Origin of the sequence: Blattabacterium sp. (Mastotermes darwiniensis) str. MADAR (genome assembly GCF_000233435.1) — a bacterium.
GTDB lineage: Bacteria > Bacteroidota > Bacteroidia > Flavobacteriales > Blattabacteriaceae > Blattabacterium.
The window spans coordinates 361314-374274 of record NC_016146.1 but is presented as its reverse complement, the minus strand read 5'-3'; the positions used below and the strand labels follow the sequence as shown (position 1 = coordinate 374274).

Sequence of the window (12961 nt, the reverse complement as noted above, 5' to 3'; positions counted from 1 at the left end):
TGTATGGGGCAAAAAACCAATCCAATCATTAATCGTCTTGGAATCATTATTGGATGGCAATCAAGTTGGTGTAATAATTATAAAGACAGAATACAGGAAGATTCTAAAGTTAGAAAATATATAGAAGCACGTTTTCCTAAGGGAATAATATCTCGTGTTATTATAGAAAGAACTTTAAAGTTTATAACTATAACTATTAGAACTTCACGTCCAGCTCTTGTTATAGGAAAGGGAGGAGATGAAGTGGATACAGTTAGAAAAGAATTAAAAAGACTCACTAAAAAAGAAGTTCAAATTAATATATCGGAAGTAAAACGTCCTGAATTAGATGCTCCTTTGGTAGCTAAAGGTTTGGTTAGACAATTGGAAAATAGAATTTCTTATAAAAAAGCAATAAGATTAGCTATACTATCAGCTATTAGAATGAATGCTAAGGGAATAAAAATACAAATTTCTGGACGTTTGAATGGAGCTGAAATGGCCAGAAGGGAATCTTATAAAGAAGGACGTATTTCTCTCGGTACTTTTCGTGCAGATGTTGATTATTATATGGATGTAGCTCATACTGTATATGGGAGTATAGGAATTAAAGTTTGGATCATGAAAGGAGAAATATATGGAAAGAGAGAATTATATCCATTGTTTAGCATCCAACAAAGAAAATTACGTTTTAAAAAATATTCTTCTTTTAGAAAAAAGAAATCTTGAATTGTATGTTACAACCAAAAAAAACAAAATATAAAAAAAAACAAAAAGGACGAATACGTGGGAATTCTGCAAAAGGAACTTTTCTTTCAAGAGGTTTATATGGGATAAAAGCGTTGGAAGCTTCTTGGATTTCATCCAAACAATTAGAAGCAGCTCGTATTGCTGCGACTAGATATATGAAAAGGGAGGGAAAATTGTGGATAAATATTTTTCCGGATAAACCAGCAACAAAAAAACCACAGGAAGTTCGTATGGGAAAAGGAAAGGGGCCTGTAGAATTTTGGGTATCCGTAGTGAAACCTGGAAGAATATTATTTGAAATAGATGGAGTGGATATGAAAGTAGCAAAAGAAGCGTTAAGATTAGCTTCTCAAAAACTTCCCATAAAAATAAAATTTATTTTTTAAAAAAATTATGAAAAAATATTCAAAAATAAAGATATTTTCTGTAGAGGATATTGAACCACATATAAATATACAAAAAGAAAATTATCGAAGAATGAAATTCGATCATGCTTTTGGTTTAAAAAAAAATCCTGTAGAGATCAGATTTTTAAGAAAATATATTGCTAAATTGAAAACTGAATTAAATAAATTAAAAAGTAATAAATGATAAAAGAAGAGAAAAAAAAGGACTTTGGTAGTAGTAGTGTAAGAGCTCCTAGAAGAAAAGAAAGAGTAGGAATAGTAACCAGTGATAAAATGAATAAAACAATTATTGTTTCTGAAATAAAAAAAATGAAACATAAATATTATGGAAAAAGTATATTGAAAAAAAAGAAATATATGGTTCATGATGAAAGAAATACATCTAAAAATGGTGATATAGTTAGTATTATGGAGACTCGTCCTATTAGCAAAAATAAATGTTGGAGATTGGTGTCGATTATAAAAAAATAGTAAATATGTTACAACAAGAATCCAGGTGTAAAGTTTCAGATAATACTGGAGCGAAAGAAGCTTTAATTATTCGTGTTTTAGGTGGTTCTGGAAAAAAATATGCTGTATTAGGAGATACTATAGTTGTTACAATAAAAACGGCTATTTCTGGTGGAAGTATGATTAAAAAGGGTCAGATTACCAAGGCTATAGTAATAAGAACAAAGAAAAAAACAAGGAGAAAAGATGGTTCATATATAAGTTTTGATGATAATGCTTGTGTTCTTATTAATCCATCTGGAGAAATGATAGGGACTAGAGTTTTTGGTCCAGTAGCAAGAGAATTAAGGGATAAAGAATATATGAAAATTATTTCTTTAGCTCAAGAAGTTTTATAAAAAACTTTTTTTATGATAAAGAAAGGGGATGTAGTTTCTATTTTATCAGGAAATTATAAAGGAAATAAAGGAATTGTTATCAAAGTTTTTCCTAAAAAGGAGAAGGCTATTGTACGTGGAATAAATATGGTTAAAAAACATGTTAAACCTAATACAAATAGATCTAAAGGAGATATTCTGGAAAAAGAAGCTCCTATACATATATCTAATTTAAAAAAAGAAAATAATGAGATCCAGATTAAGTAGATTGTATGAAGAGAAAATTGTTCCGAGTTTAATGAAAAAATTTAAATATACTTCTGTTATGGAAGTTCCAAGACTTAAAAAAATAGTAGTTCATCAAGGAGTTGGTTCTTCCGTTTTGGATGATAAAAAAATTATAGATTATTCTATGAATGAAATCACTTCTATTGCAGGACAAAAAGCCATTTTTTGTTATTCCAAACATGATGTATCTGGATTTAAATTAAGAAAAGGGATGCCTATAGGAGTAAAAGTAACTTTACGAAGAACAAGAATGTATGAATTTCTGGAAAGACTTATTACTATTGCATTACCTAGAGTAAGAGATTTTAATGGAGTAAAAAGAACTAATTTTGATGGATGGGGAAATTACAATATGGGTATTTCTGAACAAGTTATTTATCCAGAAATTGATATCGATCAAATAAAAAAAAATATGGGAATGAATATTACATTTGTGACTTCTACAAAAAAAAATATAGAAGCTCTATTTCTTTTATCTTATTTTGGATTACCTTTTGAAAAAAATGATAAATAAATGGCTAAAGAATCTGTAAAGGCAAGACAAAAAAAAAGAGAAAAAATTGTATTGAAATATGCAAGAAAAAGAAAAATTTTGAAAGAATCTAAAAATTATAAATTGTTGCAAAAATTACCTAGAGATGCTTCTCCAGTTCGTTTACGAAATAGATGTTCCATTACTGGAAGATGTAGAGGATACATGCGTTTATTTGGTATATCTAGAATAGTTTTTAGAAATATGGTTGCTCAAGGACTTATCCCTGGAGTAAAAAAAGCTAGTTGGTAAAAAGTAAAACTATTATGAATACTGATCCTATTGCTGATTTTTTAACTAGAATAAGAAATGCATGTTACGTCAAACATAAACTTTTAGAAGTTCCATTTTCTAAGATAAAAAAAGAAATTTCTAAAGTTTTATTAGAAAATGGTTATATTTTGGATTATAAATTAGAAAACAAAAAAAAAATTAAAATTGCTTTAAAATATTGTAAAAATATATCTGTAATTAAACAAATAATCAGAATAAGTAAGCCAGGATTAAGAAAATACTCTAAATATAAAAATCTTCCTCGTGTATTGAATGGATTGGGAATTGCTATTATTTCTACTTCTTATGGTGTTATAACGGATAAACAAGCAAGAAAGAAAAAATTAGGAGGTGAAATATTGTGTTATGTTTATTAAATATTATGTCTAGAATTGGAAAAAATCCTATATTTATTCCTGAAGGGGTTAAAGTAAACCTTATTGACAATAAGGTTATTATAAAGGGAAGATTGGGAATTTTAAGTCAGGATATTTCTGATGAAATAAAAGTAATTATCCAAGATAGTAAACTTTATTTAAGAAAAGTTAGAGAAGATAAAAGAACTAAATCTTTGCATGGGTTGTATCGTGTTTTAATTGATAACATGGTTAAAGGAGTTTCAAAGGGATTTCAAAAAGAATTGGAATTGGTAGGTATTGGATATAGAGTTTCTCATTATAAAGAAGATATATTGGAGTTTAATTTAGGTTTTTCTCATAAAATTATGATGGAAATTCCTAAAGAGATTTGTATAGAAACAAAAGTGGAAAAAGGAAAAAATCCTATTCTTATTTTAAGATCTTATGATAAACAACTTTTAGGTATGATAGCAGCAAAAATTCGTTCGTTTAGGAAACCAGAACCTTATAAAGGAAAAGGAATAAGATATGTAAAAGAAAAAGTGCGTAGAAAAGAAGGTAAATCGGCCTAAAAACTATAGGGGAAAATGGAAAAAAGAAGAATATTAAAAAAAATATTTGGGACACCGAAAAGACCAAGGATCTCTGTTTTTAGGAGTAATAAAGCTATTTATGTACAAATAATTGACGATTTATCTGGTAGAACTTTAGTTTCTTCTTCTTCAAGAGAGAAAATATTTAAGAATTGTACAAAAACAAAAAAAGAATTATCCAATGAAGTAGGAAAATTATTAGGTCAAAGAGCAAAGACGTTGAACATACAAAAAGTAGTTTTTGATAAGGGGAGATATTTGTATCATGGTAGAGTGAAGTCCTTAGTAGAGGGAATAAGAGAAATGGGTTTGGATTTTTAAAAATATTCAGGATTGGAATTAAAAGAGAAATTAGTAGGAGTAACCAGAGTATGCAAAGTAACTAAAGGAAGAAGATATTTTAGTTTTAGTGCTATTGTTATTAGAGGAAATGAGAAAGGAATGGTAGGATATGGATTTGGAAAATCTAAAGAGGCTTCTGATGCTATTCATAAAGCTGGAGAACAGGCAAAGAAAAACTTATGTAAGGTATGCATATATAGAGGGACTATTCCTCACGAACAAGAAGCTAAGTATGGAGGGGCTCGTGTACTTATTAAACCTGCTTCTGAAGGGACTGGAATTATTGCTGGAGGGGCTTTAAGGGCTGTTTTAGAAGCTGTTGGATTGAAAAATGTATTATCAAAATCCAAGGGATCATCAAATCCCCATAATGTGATTAAAGCGACGATTAAAGCACTTAGAGATATGAGGGATGTACGAATGATTTCTAGACTAAGAGGAATTTCTATTGAAAAAGTATATAATGGATAAAATATAACTTTTTTATGAAGTTAAATTTTTTGAAACCAAAGAAAGGATCTAAAAAGAAAAAATTAAGATTGGGTAGAGGACAAGGTTCTGGAAAAGGGGGTACTTGTGGGAGAGGACATAAAGGAGCTAAATCTCGTTCTGGATATTCTAAAAAATTCGGATTTGAAGGGGGTCAAATGCCTATACAAAGGAGGATTCCTAAATTTGGATTTAAAAATAGTCATAGAAAGAAATATTCTGTTATGAATTTGGATACTTTACAAAAATTAGTAGATAAGGAGAAGATATCGAATATTATTAACAAAAAAACATTTTTGGACAATCATTTAGTAAAAAAATATGATTCGATCAAGATTTTAGCTGGTAAAGAAATATTACGACATTCTTTGATAATTACTGCATCTAAATTTAGTAAAAAAGCAATGAATTGTATAAAACAAGCAGGAGGGAAAGCTTTATTCATAAAAGAAAATGAATAATTTTTTAATGACGTTTCATAATATTTGGAATGCCAAAGAATTGAGGAAAAAAATAATAATAACTTTAAATTTTTTATTGATTTATCGTTTTGGAGCATATATTCCTCTTCCAGGGATTAATCCTTTGGGTATTCTAGATTTTATGGAAAATATAAATTCAGGTTCTAGAGGTTTAATGCAAATTCTTTCTTCTTTTACTGGGGGAGCTTTTAATCGTGCATCTATTTTAGCTTTGGGTATTATGCCTTATATATCCGCTTCTATTATCATTCAATTAATGTGCATCATTATTCCTTATTTACAAAGATTACAAAGGGATGGAGAAAATGGAAAAAGGCAAATTAATTTCATTACAAGATGGCTAACTCTTGGAATATGTTTGATACAAGCTCCTTTATACCTCATTTCTTTAACTCAACAATTTATTCCTTTTTCCTATTCTTCATCCAATACCTATCTTCTAGATATCAATACTTTTTATGGAAGAACTTTATTTTGGATAATAGGAATAGTTATATTAACCTCTGGAACTTTATTTACTATTTGGTTAGGTGATAAGATTACAGATGAAGGAATAGGAAATGGAATTTCTTTAATTATCATGTCTGGTATTATAGCTCGTTTCCCAGATGCTGTATTCAAGGAAATTTTTAATAAATTGAAAATTGGAAATGGAGGTTTAATTTTTTTATTACTTGAATTTTTTTTATGGTTATTGGTTATACTTTTTTCTATTGTAATTATCCAAGCCATTAGAAAAATTCCTGTGCAATATGTTTCCCATTATAAATCTTTGGGATATAGTTCTGAATTTATTCAGAATAAAAAGCATCAATATATTCCATTAAAAATGACTGCAGCAGGGGTAATGCCTATTATTTTTTCTCAAGCAATTATGCTTTTTCCATTAACTTTTTCTGATTATGTTCATAATGAAAAAGTAAAAAATTTTTTTCATCTTTTTCAAGATGTTTATGGTTTATGGTATAATTTAACTTTCTCTATATTAGTGATAATCTTTACTTTTTTTTATACTGCTATTACCATACCAGTAAATCAGATAGCAGATGATTTAAAAAGAAATGGAGGACATATACCAAGAATAAGACCAGGAAAAGAAACTGCAGAATATATAGACTCTATTCTGTCCAAAATAACACTTCCTGGTTCTATATTATTAGCCATAATTGCTATACTTCCATCTATAGTTTTTCGTCTTGGTATTACTCAAAATTTTTCCTTATTTTATGGAGGAACTTCATTATTAATTATAGTTGGAGTTATTTTAGATATCATACAACAAGTAGATATATATTTATTAAATTATTATTACGACGATTTGATGATGATGAAGACTCATAGTAGTGGAAGATACACGTTTAGTAGGAAGAAATAAATTTGTATATTGTTTGTCTTAAAATAATTTATTATATTATGGCTAAACAAAAGCATATAGAAGTAGATGGAACAATTTTAGAATCCGCACCGAATGCTATATTCCGTGTGGAATTGGAGAATGGATGTATTGTTAAAGCTCATATTTCAGGTAAAATGAGAATGCATTACATAAAAATATTACCTGGAGATAAAGTTAGATTAGAAATGTCTTCCTATGATTTAAAAAGAGGAAGAATCACCTATAGATATTAATATGAAAGTAAGGACTTCTTTAAAAAAGAGAACTAGTGATTGTAAAATAATTAGAAGAAAAGGACGTTTACGCATTATCAATAAAAAAAATCCTAGATTCAAACAAAAACAAGGTTGAAGAATAATAAAGATTATATTGAATGTCAGCTAGAATCTCGGGTGTAGATATTCCCAAATCAAAGAGAGGAGTTATTGGACTTACGTATTTGTATGGAATTAGTAAAAGTCTTTCAAGAAAGATTTTATCTTGTGTAGGGATTGATGAGAATATAAAAGTTGAGGATTGGTCGGATGAAGATATTAGTAAAATAAGGAAGTACATATCTGATAATATAAAAATTGAAGGAGAATTAAGGTCAGAAATACAATTAAGCATTAAACGATTAATGGATATCGGATGTTATAGGGGGACTAGGCATAGGAGAGGTTTGCCTTTAAGAGGACAAAAAACTAAAAATAATTGTAGAACTAGAAAAGGTAGAAAAAAAACTGTAGCCAATAAGAAAAAAACAATCAAGTAATATGGGAAAGTCTGATAATAAAAAAAAATCAGTAATAGTAGATTCGTTAGGAGAGGCTCATATTCAATCTACATTTAATAATATTATTATTACATTGACGAATAAGAAAGGAGAAGTAGTAGCATGGTCATCTGCTGGAAAAATGAATTTTAAGGGATCTAAAAAAAATACTCCTTATGCGGCTCAAATGGCTGCAGAAGATGTTGCAAAAAAAGGATTGAATGCAGGAATAAAAAAGGTTGAAGTAAAGGTGAAGGGACCTGGAGCAGGGAGAGATGCTGCAATACGAGCTTTAAGTAATTCTGGAATTGTGGTAACTTTAATAAAAGATATCACTCCTTTACCTCATAATGGTTGTCGTCCTCCTAAAAGAAGGAGGGTTTAAAGGTTTAAAATATTAATTATGGCTAAATATATAGGACCAAAAACAAAAATTTCCCGTAAATTTGGAGAATGTGTATACGGAGAAGATAAATATTTTGAAAGGAGAAAATATCCATCTGGACAACATGGAAATAATCGTCGTAGGGGAAAACGTTCTGAATATTTTGTTCAATTATCGGAAAAGCAAAGGGCTAAATATACTTATGGAATATTAGAACGTCAGTTTAAAAGATTGTTCACTGAATCTTCAAGAAAAAAGGGAATTACTGGAGAATTAATATTGCAAGCATGTGAATCCCGTCTTGATAATATTGTTTTCCGATTAAAATTTGCTCCATCTAGATCTTCTGCTCGTCAAATTGTTTCTCATAGACATGTTGTTGTGAATGATCATATTGTTAACATTCCTTCTTTTAGATTGAAACCTGGAGATAAAATTGGAATAAGAGAAAAATCTAAAAATCATCCAGTGATATTAGAATCTATAAAAAAAATAAGTTCATTAGTAGAATGGTTGATTTTAGATGAGAAGAAGATGGTTGGAATATTTAGAATGATGCCAAAAAGAACACAAATACCCGAAAATATTAAAGAACAGTTAATTGTGGAATTTTATTCAAAATAGATAAAGAATATGGCTATTCTAGATTTTGTTAAACCTGATAAAATTACGGTTTCTGAATTTTCAGAAAATAAAGGTCTTTTCCATTTAAAACCGTTAGAACCCGGTTATGGTCTTACATTAGGAAATGCTTTGAGAAGAGTACTTTTGGGTTCGTTGAGAGGATTTGCTATTACTTCTATTAGAATTAAAGGAGTTCAATATGAATTTTCTACTATAGAAGGTGTAGTAGAAGATGTTACTGAAATCATTTTAAATTTAAAAAAAATTCGTTTAAAACGAAAAATACCTGGAATAACTAAAGAAATAGTTAATGTTTGCATTAAAGAGGAAGAGCAAGTTACTGGAAAGATTTTCAATAAATTTATTTCTAGTTTTAAAATTTTGAATACGGATTTGGTTATTTGCAATAAGGAAAAATCTATTCCATTGGAAATGAGTTTCACTATAGAAGAAGGAAGAGGTTATGTTCCTGCAGAAGAAAATAAAAAGAATAATGAAGATTTAATTGGAAATATTCCAATAGATTCTATTTATACTCCTATTAAAAATGTTAAATACACGATAGAGAATTGTCGTGTTGGTCAACAGACTGATTTTGAAAATCTTTCATTGGAAATAAAAACAGATGGATCTATTTGTCCAAAAAAGGCTTTAATGGAAGCTTCTAAAATTTTGATTCAATATTTTTCTATTTTTTCTTATGGGAAGATTGGAAAAAAAGAATCCGAGAAAATTAGTACAGAAAAAAAATATGATGAAGATTTCTTGCGTATGCGTACATTATTAAAATCTAAATTAAACGATATGGATTTATCTGTACGTACAAAAAATTGTTTAACATCTGCATCTATACGAACTATAGAAGATTTGGTAAGGTCTAATAGATCCAATATTTTAAAAATGAGGAATTTTGGAAAAAAATCATTGGAAGAATTGGAGAGTAGAATGAAAGAAAAAGGATTATATTTTGGAATGGATATTTCAGAATACAATAAATAGATTTTATTAATAGAGTATGAATCATAGAAAAAAAAATAATCATTTAGGAAGAAAGTTTGGACATAGGAGGGCTATATTATCTAATTTATCTTCTTCTTTGATTAAAAAGAAAAAAATTTTTACTACTCTCGCAAAATCAAAAGCTTTAAGAAAATATATTGAACCTATTATAAGAAAATCAAAAATAGACACAATTCATTCAAAAAGAAATATATTTTCTTTATTGAGAGACAAAGCCGCGGTATCAGAACTTTTTGAAGATTCTTTCAAAAAAGTGCGTGAACGTCCTGGTGGATATACAAGAATTATAAAGATAGGATTTCGTTTTGGAGATAGGGCAAAATGGTCTCTTATTGAATTAGTAGATTTTAATAATATTTATAATAAGAAAAAGATGGTAAGACGTGGAAAAAAAAAGGGGATCAAACAGATAGATTAATGAGTAAGATTAAAAATATTCAGGCTAGACAAATATTGGATTCTAGAGGGAATCCTACTGTAGAAGTAGATGTCATCACAGAAAATAATATATTAGGACGTTTTTCTGTTCCATCGGGAGCTTCAAAAGGGAAAAATGAAGCAATTGAATTACGAGATGGAGGAAAAGAATTTTTAGGAAATGGAGTTTTAAAAGCTGTTCAAAATGTAAATAATATTATTGCTCCTGAATTGATTGGAAAATCGGTAATGGATCAATTACTTATTGATCAATTAATATTAGATTTAGACGGAACAAAAAATAAAAGAAGATTAGGATCTAATGCTACCTTAGGGATTTCTTTGGCTACAACAAAAGCTGCGGCAAAAGAATTAAATATTCCTCTTTATAAATATATAGGAGGAATATATGCTCATTGGCTTCCAGTTCCTTTAATAAATATTGTCAATGGAGGAAGACATTCGGATACTTCTATAGCATTTCAAGAATTTATGATAGTCCCCATTACGGCAAATACTTTTTTTGAATCTATTCAAATGGGTTATAAAGTTTTTTATCAACTAAAAAAGATTTTATCCGAAAAAGGTTTATCTACTAACGTAGGTGATGAAGGAGGTTTTTCTTCTAACTTTAAGAATATTGAAGTAGTTTTAGATAATATTTTGGAAGCTATACATATAGCCAATTATGAACCTTATGATGAAATAGGAATTGCTTTAGATTGTGCGGCTTCTGAATTTTATCAAAATGATAAGTATAATTATTCTTTTTTTGAAAAAAAAAGTAAACAAGAAAATATAAAATCTAAAGAAGAACATGTGAATTACTTGTCTTATTTAACCAAACGTTATCCAATTGTATCCATAGAAGATGGAATGGATCAAAATGATTGGGAAGGATGGAAATTGTTGACTAACGAATTAGGAAAAGAAGTCCAATTAGTAGGAGATGATCTTTTTGTTACACAGGTGAATAGGTTAAATAAAGGGATAAAAGAAGGGATAGCTAATTCTATACTTATAAAACTTAATCAAGTAGGGACACTGACAGAAACCATAGAAACCATCTATTTAGCAAAAAAAAATGGTTATAATAATATCATTTCTCATCGTTCTGGAGATACAGAAGATTCTTTCATAGCCGATTTTTCTGTAGCCTTCAATATAGAACAAATTAAAACAGGTTCTCTATGTCGTTCTGAACGAACTTCAAAATACAATCAATTATTACGTATTGAAGATATTCTTGGAAATAATTCTTATTATCCAGGATGGGTTATAAAATAAAAGAGAAAGAGGTTGATATGGTTACATAAATTTTTTATTCTATGAAACTATGGAATCAATGATAATTTTAGTTTTTATCATTGGGTATTTATTTATTACCATTGAAGATTTTGTATCCATAAATAAGGTAATTCCATCTATTCTTATGGCTACTATTTGTTGGTCCTTGATTATGTTTTGGAATATACCTGTTTTTGAATTATCTAATAGATATTTAATTAAATGTAAAGATCCTTATCATTTATTATTGATTCATTTAGGAAAAGCTTCTGAAATTGTTTTTTTTCTTGTTGGGGCTATGTCTATGATTTCTATTATGGACATGTATTATGGATTTGAAGCTCTAAGAGTTTTATTTTATTCCAATACGAATACGAAACGTAAGTTCTTATGGATAATAAGTTTATTATCCTTTTTATTATCTGCTATTATAGATAATCTTACAGCTACTATAATTATAATTACTATTTTAAAAAAAATTATAGTTGATTATAAAGAACGTTGGTATTATTTAGGATTGATTATTATATCTGCTAATGCAGGAGGAGTTTGGTCTCCTATAGGAGATATAACTACTACAATGTTATGGATTACGAATAAAGTAACTACTATTAATCTTGTTAAAAAAATATTCATTCCATCTGTTTTATGTATGTGTATTTCCACTTTTATAGGTTCATTAATACCGATTTTTGATGGATATATTACAATGAAAAAAATTGAATTATCTAAAAAAGATTTTAAAAAAGGTTTATGGATGTTAAAGATTGGTTTATTCCTTATGTTATTGGTTCCTCTTTTTAAGACCATAACTGGTATACCTCCATATATGGGAATGATGTTTTCTTTTGGAATTCTTTGTCTGATAACTAATATTTATTATAAGAATCATTTTTCTATGAATAAGGTATTTAAAAAACTAGATTTTTCTAGTATTTTATTTTTTTTAGGAATACTACTCTCTATTTCTTCTTTAGAATCTTTAGGTATATTATACAATTTATCTTATTGGATTAATCATACAGTTACTTCATGGAAAATAACAACATTTATATTTGGATTAATATCTTCTGTTATAGATAATGTTCCTTTAGTTGCAGCTGTTATAGCTATGTTTTCTTATCCTATAGATCATGAATTTTGGCATTTTATAACTTATATATCTGGAACGGGAGGGAGTATTTTTCTTATAGGATCATCCTCTGGTATAACAGCAATGGGAATGGAAAAAATAGATTTTTTTTGGTATTTAAAAAAAATTAGTTGGTTGGCTTTAATAGGATATTTAACTGGTTTTATCTATTTATTATTAATCGATCCATTTTTTTCTCTGTAATAATTCTATGAATTCTCCTCCTAAATATGAAAAAGGGAAGAAAATAGGAAGAATCATTATTTCAAACCATAATGGAAATGTGTAGAAAAATATGTGAATAAAAGCAAGGAAAAAAAGAATGGTACCAGTTAATACTGCATAAGCTTTTTTAGCGTTTTGTACGAAAAAAGCAGTTGTAAATCCTCCCGATAAAGCACTAAAAACATAGAAAAAAAATAAGGTTATAAAAAATTCAGAAGGTGCATGAACGAATACATACTGTAAATTTTTCAATGGAACAAATTGTATACTTTTAAACCACTTTTTTATCCATTGAATAGAATAAAGTATTTCAGTTATACTAACTAATATTCCCATAAATACTGCAAAAAAATTACGATACATATAACATACTTAAGAAAAGTATTTTTTTTGTTATTTT

At 28.1% G+C, this 12961-nt stretch carries 24 protein-coding genes; 23 read left to right on the top strand and 1 reads right to left on the bottom strand.

What is annotated here, in order from left to right; genetic code table 11:
* The first annotated feature begins 3 nt into the window (after positions 1 to 3).
* The 23 genes from rpsC to MADAR_RS01730 are packed head-to-tail and all read left to right on the top strand — an operon-like array spanning position 4 to position 12540.
* A complete protein-coding gene (gene rpsC, locus MADAR_RS01840) occupies positions 4 to 708 on the top strand; it encodes a 30S ribosomal protein S3 (protein WP_014158832.1) in 705 nt (234 codons plus the stop codon).
* Between the two features lie 5 nt (positions 709 to 713).
* On the top strand, positions 714 to 1115 hold the full coding sequence (rplP, locus tag MADAR_RS01835; protein WP_014158831.1) for a 50S ribosomal protein L16: 402 nt from the start codon (positions 714 to 716) through the stop codon (positions 1113 to 1115).
* 7 nt (positions 1116 to 1122) lie between these two features.
* Entirely contained in the window at positions 1123 to 1320 is a 198-nt protein-coding gene (gene rpmC, locus MADAR_RS01830; protein ID WP_014158830.1) for a 50S ribosomal protein L29, read from the top strand.
* The gene (gene rpsQ / locus MADAR_RS01825; protein WP_014158829.1) at positions 1317 to 1607 is read left to right on the top strand and encodes a 30S ribosomal protein S17; all 291 of its coding nucleotides are present in this window, start codon (positions 1317 to 1319) and stop codon (positions 1605 to 1607) included. The genes rpmC and rpsQ overlap by 4 nt, the downstream gene beginning before the upstream one ends.
* 5 nt (positions 1608 to 1612) lie before the next feature.
* Positions 1613 to 1984 carry a 50S ribosomal protein L14 gene (gene rplN, locus MADAR_RS01820; protein ID WP_014158828.1) on the top strand — a complete coding sequence of 124 codons (372 nt, stop codon included), beginning with the start codon at positions 1613 to 1615 and terminating at the stop codon, positions 1982 to 1984.
* A 12-nt stretch (positions 1985 to 1996) separates the two neighbouring features.
* On the top strand, positions 1997 to 2230 hold the full coding sequence (rplX, locus tag MADAR_RS01815; protein ID WP_014158827.1) for a 50S ribosomal protein L24: 234 nt from the start codon (positions 1997 to 1999) through the stop codon (positions 2228 to 2230).
* Positions 2211 to 2765 carry a 50S ribosomal protein L5 gene (gene rplE, locus MADAR_RS01810; protein ID WP_014158826.1) on the top strand — a complete coding sequence of 185 codons (555 nt, stop codon included), beginning with the start codon at positions 2211 to 2213 and terminating at the stop codon, positions 2763 to 2765. Before rplX ends, rplE begins: the two co-directional genes overlap by 20 nt.
* Positions 2766 to 3035, top strand: coding sequence for a 30S ribosomal protein S14 (gene rpsN / locus MADAR_RS01805; RefSeq protein WP_014158825.1), 270 nt, complete (start codon positions 2766 to 2768; stop codon positions 3033 to 3035). It begins immediately after the preceding gene.
* Positions 3036 to 3049: 14 nt separating this feature from the next.
* Complete coding sequence (gene rpsH, locus MADAR_RS01800; RefSeq protein WP_014158824.1) at positions 3050 to 3433, top strand: 30S ribosomal protein S8; 384 nt, start codon at positions 3050 to 3052, stop codon at positions 3431 to 3433.
* Positions 3434 to 3438: 5 nt separating this feature from the next.
* Complete coding sequence (rplF, locus tag MADAR_RS01795) at positions 3439 to 3987, top strand: 50S ribosomal protein L6 (RefSeq protein ID WP_014158823.1); 549 nt, start codon at positions 3439 to 3441, stop codon at positions 3985 to 3987.
* Between the two features lie 15 nt (positions 3988 to 4002).
* Positions 4003 to 4329: a 50S ribosomal protein L18 gene (gene rplR, locus MADAR_RS03030; RefSeq protein WP_014158822.1), complete on the top strand. Its 327-nt coding sequence runs from the start codon at positions 4003 to 4005 to the stop codon at positions 4327 to 4329.
* 12 nt (positions 4330 to 4341) lie between these two features.
* Positions 4342 to 4821: a 30S ribosomal protein S5 gene (gene rpsE, locus MADAR_RS03025; RefSeq protein WP_014158821.1), complete on the top strand. Its 480-nt coding sequence runs from the start codon at positions 4342 to 4344 to the stop codon at positions 4819 to 4821.
* 14 nt (positions 4822 to 4835) lie between these two features.
* Entirely contained in the window at positions 4836 to 5300 is a 465-nt protein-coding gene (rplO, locus tag MADAR_RS01780; protein ID WP_014158820.1) for a 50S ribosomal protein L15, read from the top strand.
* Complete coding sequence (secY, locus tag MADAR_RS01775; RefSeq protein ID WP_014158819.1) at positions 5293 to 6696, top strand: preprotein translocase subunit SecY; 1404 nt, start codon at positions 5293 to 5295, stop codon at positions 6694 to 6696. The genes rplO and secY overlap by 8 nt, the downstream gene beginning before the upstream one ends.
* 38 nt (positions 6697 to 6734) lie before the next feature.
* Positions 6735 to 6950: a translation initiation factor IF-1 gene (gene infA, locus MADAR_RS01770; protein WP_014158818.1), complete on the top strand. Its 216-nt coding sequence runs from the start codon at positions 6735 to 6737 to the stop codon at positions 6948 to 6950.
* Between the two features lies 1 nt (position 6951).
* Positions 6952 to 7068: a 50S ribosomal protein L36 gene (gene rpmJ / locus MADAR_RS01765; protein WP_014158817.1), complete on the top strand. Its 117-nt coding sequence runs from the start codon at positions 6952 to 6954 to the stop codon at positions 7066 to 7068.
* Between the two features lie 22 nt (positions 7069 to 7090).
* On the top strand, positions 7091 to 7471 hold the full coding sequence (gene rpsM / locus MADAR_RS01760; RefSeq protein WP_014158816.1) for a 30S ribosomal protein S13: 381 nt from the start codon (positions 7091 to 7093) through the stop codon (positions 7469 to 7471).
* Between the two features lies 1 nt (position 7472).
* Positions 7473 to 7856: a 30S ribosomal protein S11 gene (gene rpsK, locus MADAR_RS01755; RefSeq protein ID WP_014158815.1), complete on the top strand. Its 384-nt coding sequence runs from the start codon at positions 7473 to 7475 to the stop codon at positions 7854 to 7856.
* A gap of 18 nt (positions 7857 to 7874) precedes the next feature.
* Complete coding sequence (gene rpsD / locus MADAR_RS01750; protein ID WP_014158814.1) at positions 7875 to 8480, top strand: 30S ribosomal protein S4; 606 nt, start codon at positions 7875 to 7877, stop codon at positions 8478 to 8480.
* Between the two features lie 9 nt (positions 8481 to 8489).
* Entirely contained in the window at positions 8490 to 9479 is a 990-nt protein-coding gene (locus MADAR_RS01745) for a DNA-directed RNA polymerase subunit alpha (RefSeq protein ID WP_014158813.1), read from the top strand.
* A 16-nt stretch (positions 9480 to 9495) separates the two neighbouring features.
* Complete coding sequence (gene rplQ / locus MADAR_RS01740; protein WP_014158812.1) at positions 9496 to 9918, top strand: 50S ribosomal protein L17; 423 nt, start codon at positions 9496 to 9498, stop codon at positions 9916 to 9918.
* Positions 9918 to 11204, top strand: coding sequence for a phosphopyruvate hydratase (eno, locus tag MADAR_RS01735; protein ID WP_014158811.1), 1287 nt, complete (start codon positions 9918 to 9920; stop codon positions 11202 to 11204). The genes rplQ and eno overlap by 1 nt, the downstream gene beginning before the upstream one ends.
* A 58-nt stretch (positions 11205 to 11262) precedes the next feature.
* Positions 11263 to 12540: an SLC13 family permease gene (locus tag MADAR_RS01730; protein ID WP_014158810.1), complete on the top strand. Its 1278-nt coding sequence runs from the start codon at positions 11263 to 11265 to the stop codon at positions 12538 to 12540.
* On the opposite strand, the gene MADAR_RS01725 is transcribed toward MADAR_RS01730, so the two are convergent.
* Positions 12514 to 12897: a hypothetical protein gene (locus tag MADAR_RS01725; RefSeq protein ID WP_238523379.1), complete on the bottom strand. Its 384-nt coding sequence runs from the start codon at positions 12895 to 12897 to the stop codon at positions 12514 to 12516. The genes MADAR_RS01730 and MADAR_RS01725 overlap by 27 nt on opposite strands.
* Positions 12898 to 12961 lie beyond the last annotated feature (64 nt).

What these genes read in the sequence shown, in the direction of transcription:
- rpsC (WP_014158832.1), top strand. Translation starts at nt 4, where the DNA reads ATGGGGCAAAAAACCAATCCAATCATTAATCGTCTTGGAATCATTATT.
- rplP (WP_014158831.1), top strand. Translation starts at nt 714, where the DNA reads ATGTTACAACCAAAAAAAACAAAATATAAAAAAAAACAAAAAGGACGA.
- rpmC (WP_014158830.1), top strand. Translation starts at nt 1,123, where the DNA reads ATGAAAAAATATTCAAAAATAAAGATATTTTCTGTAGAGGATATTGAA.
- rpsQ (WP_014158829.1), top strand. Translation starts at nt 1,317, where the DNA reads ATGATAAAAGAAGAGAAAAAAAAGGACTTTGGTAGTAGTAGTGTAAGA.
- rplN (WP_014158828.1), top strand. Translation starts at nt 1,613, where the DNA reads ATGTTACAACAAGAATCCAGGTGTAAAGTTTCAGATAATACTGGAGCG.
- rplX (WP_014158827.1), top strand. Translation starts at nt 1,997, where the DNA reads ATGATAAAGAAAGGGGATGTAGTTTCTATTTTATCAGGAAATTATAAA.
- rplE (WP_014158826.1), top strand. Translation starts at nt 2,211, where the DNA reads ATGAGATCCAGATTAAGTAGATTGTATGAAGAGAAAATTGTTCCGAGT.
- rpsN (WP_014158825.1), top strand. Translation starts at nt 2,766, where the DNA reads ATGGCTAAAGAATCTGTAAAGGCAAGACAAAAAAAAAGAGAAAAAATT.
- rpsH (WP_014158824.1), top strand. Translation starts at nt 3,050, where the DNA reads ATGAATACTGATCCTATTGCTGATTTTTTAACTAGAATAAGAAATGCA.
- rplF (WP_014158823.1), top strand. Translation starts at nt 3,439, where the DNA reads ATGTCTAGAATTGGAAAAAATCCTATATTTATTCCTGAAGGGGTTAAA.
- rplR (WP_014158822.1), top strand. Translation starts at nt 4,003, where the DNA reads ATGGAAAAAAGAAGAATATTAAAAAAAATATTTGGGACACCGAAAAGA.
- rplO (WP_014158820.1), top strand. Translation starts at nt 4,836, where the DNA reads ATGAAGTTAAATTTTTTGAAACCAAAGAAAGGATCTAAAAAGAAAAAA.
- secY (WP_014158819.1), top strand. Translation starts at nt 5,293, where the DNA reads ATGAATAATTTTTTAATGACGTTTCATAATATTTGGAATGCCAAAGAA.
- infA (WP_014158818.1), top strand. Translation starts at nt 6,735, where the DNA reads ATGGCTAAACAAAAGCATATAGAAGTAGATGGAACAATTTTAGAATCC.
- rpmJ (WP_014158817.1), top strand. Translation starts at nt 6,952, where the DNA reads ATGAAAGTAAGGACTTCTTTAAAAAAGAGAACTAGTGATTGTAAAATA.
- rpsM (WP_014158816.1), top strand. Translation starts at nt 7,091, where the DNA reads ATGTCAGCTAGAATCTCGGGTGTAGATATTCCCAAATCAAAGAGAGGA.
- rpsK (WP_014158815.1), top strand. Translation starts at nt 7,473, where the DNA reads ATGGGAAAGTCTGATAATAAAAAAAAATCAGTAATAGTAGATTCGTTA.
- rpsD (WP_014158814.1), top strand. Translation starts at nt 7,875, where the DNA reads ATGGCTAAATATATAGGACCAAAAACAAAAATTTCCCGTAAATTTGGA.
- MADAR_RS01745 (WP_014158813.1), top strand. Translation starts at nt 8,490, where the DNA reads ATGGCTATTCTAGATTTTGTTAAACCTGATAAAATTACGGTTTCTGAA.
- rplQ (WP_014158812.1), top strand. Translation starts at nt 9,496, where the DNA reads ATGAATCATAGAAAAAAAAATAATCATTTAGGAAGAAAGTTTGGACAT.
- eno (WP_014158811.1), top strand. Translation starts at nt 9,918, where the DNA reads ATGAGTAAGATTAAAAATATTCAGGCTAGACAAATATTGGATTCTAGA.
- MADAR_RS01730 (WP_014158810.1), top strand. Translation starts at nt 11,263, where the DNA reads ATGATAATTTTAGTTTTTATCATTGGGTATTTATTTATTACCATTGAA.
- MADAR_RS01725 (WP_238523379.1), bottom strand. Translation starts at nt 12,897, where the DNA reads ATGGGAATATTAGTTAGTATAACTGAAATACTTTATTCTATTCAATGG.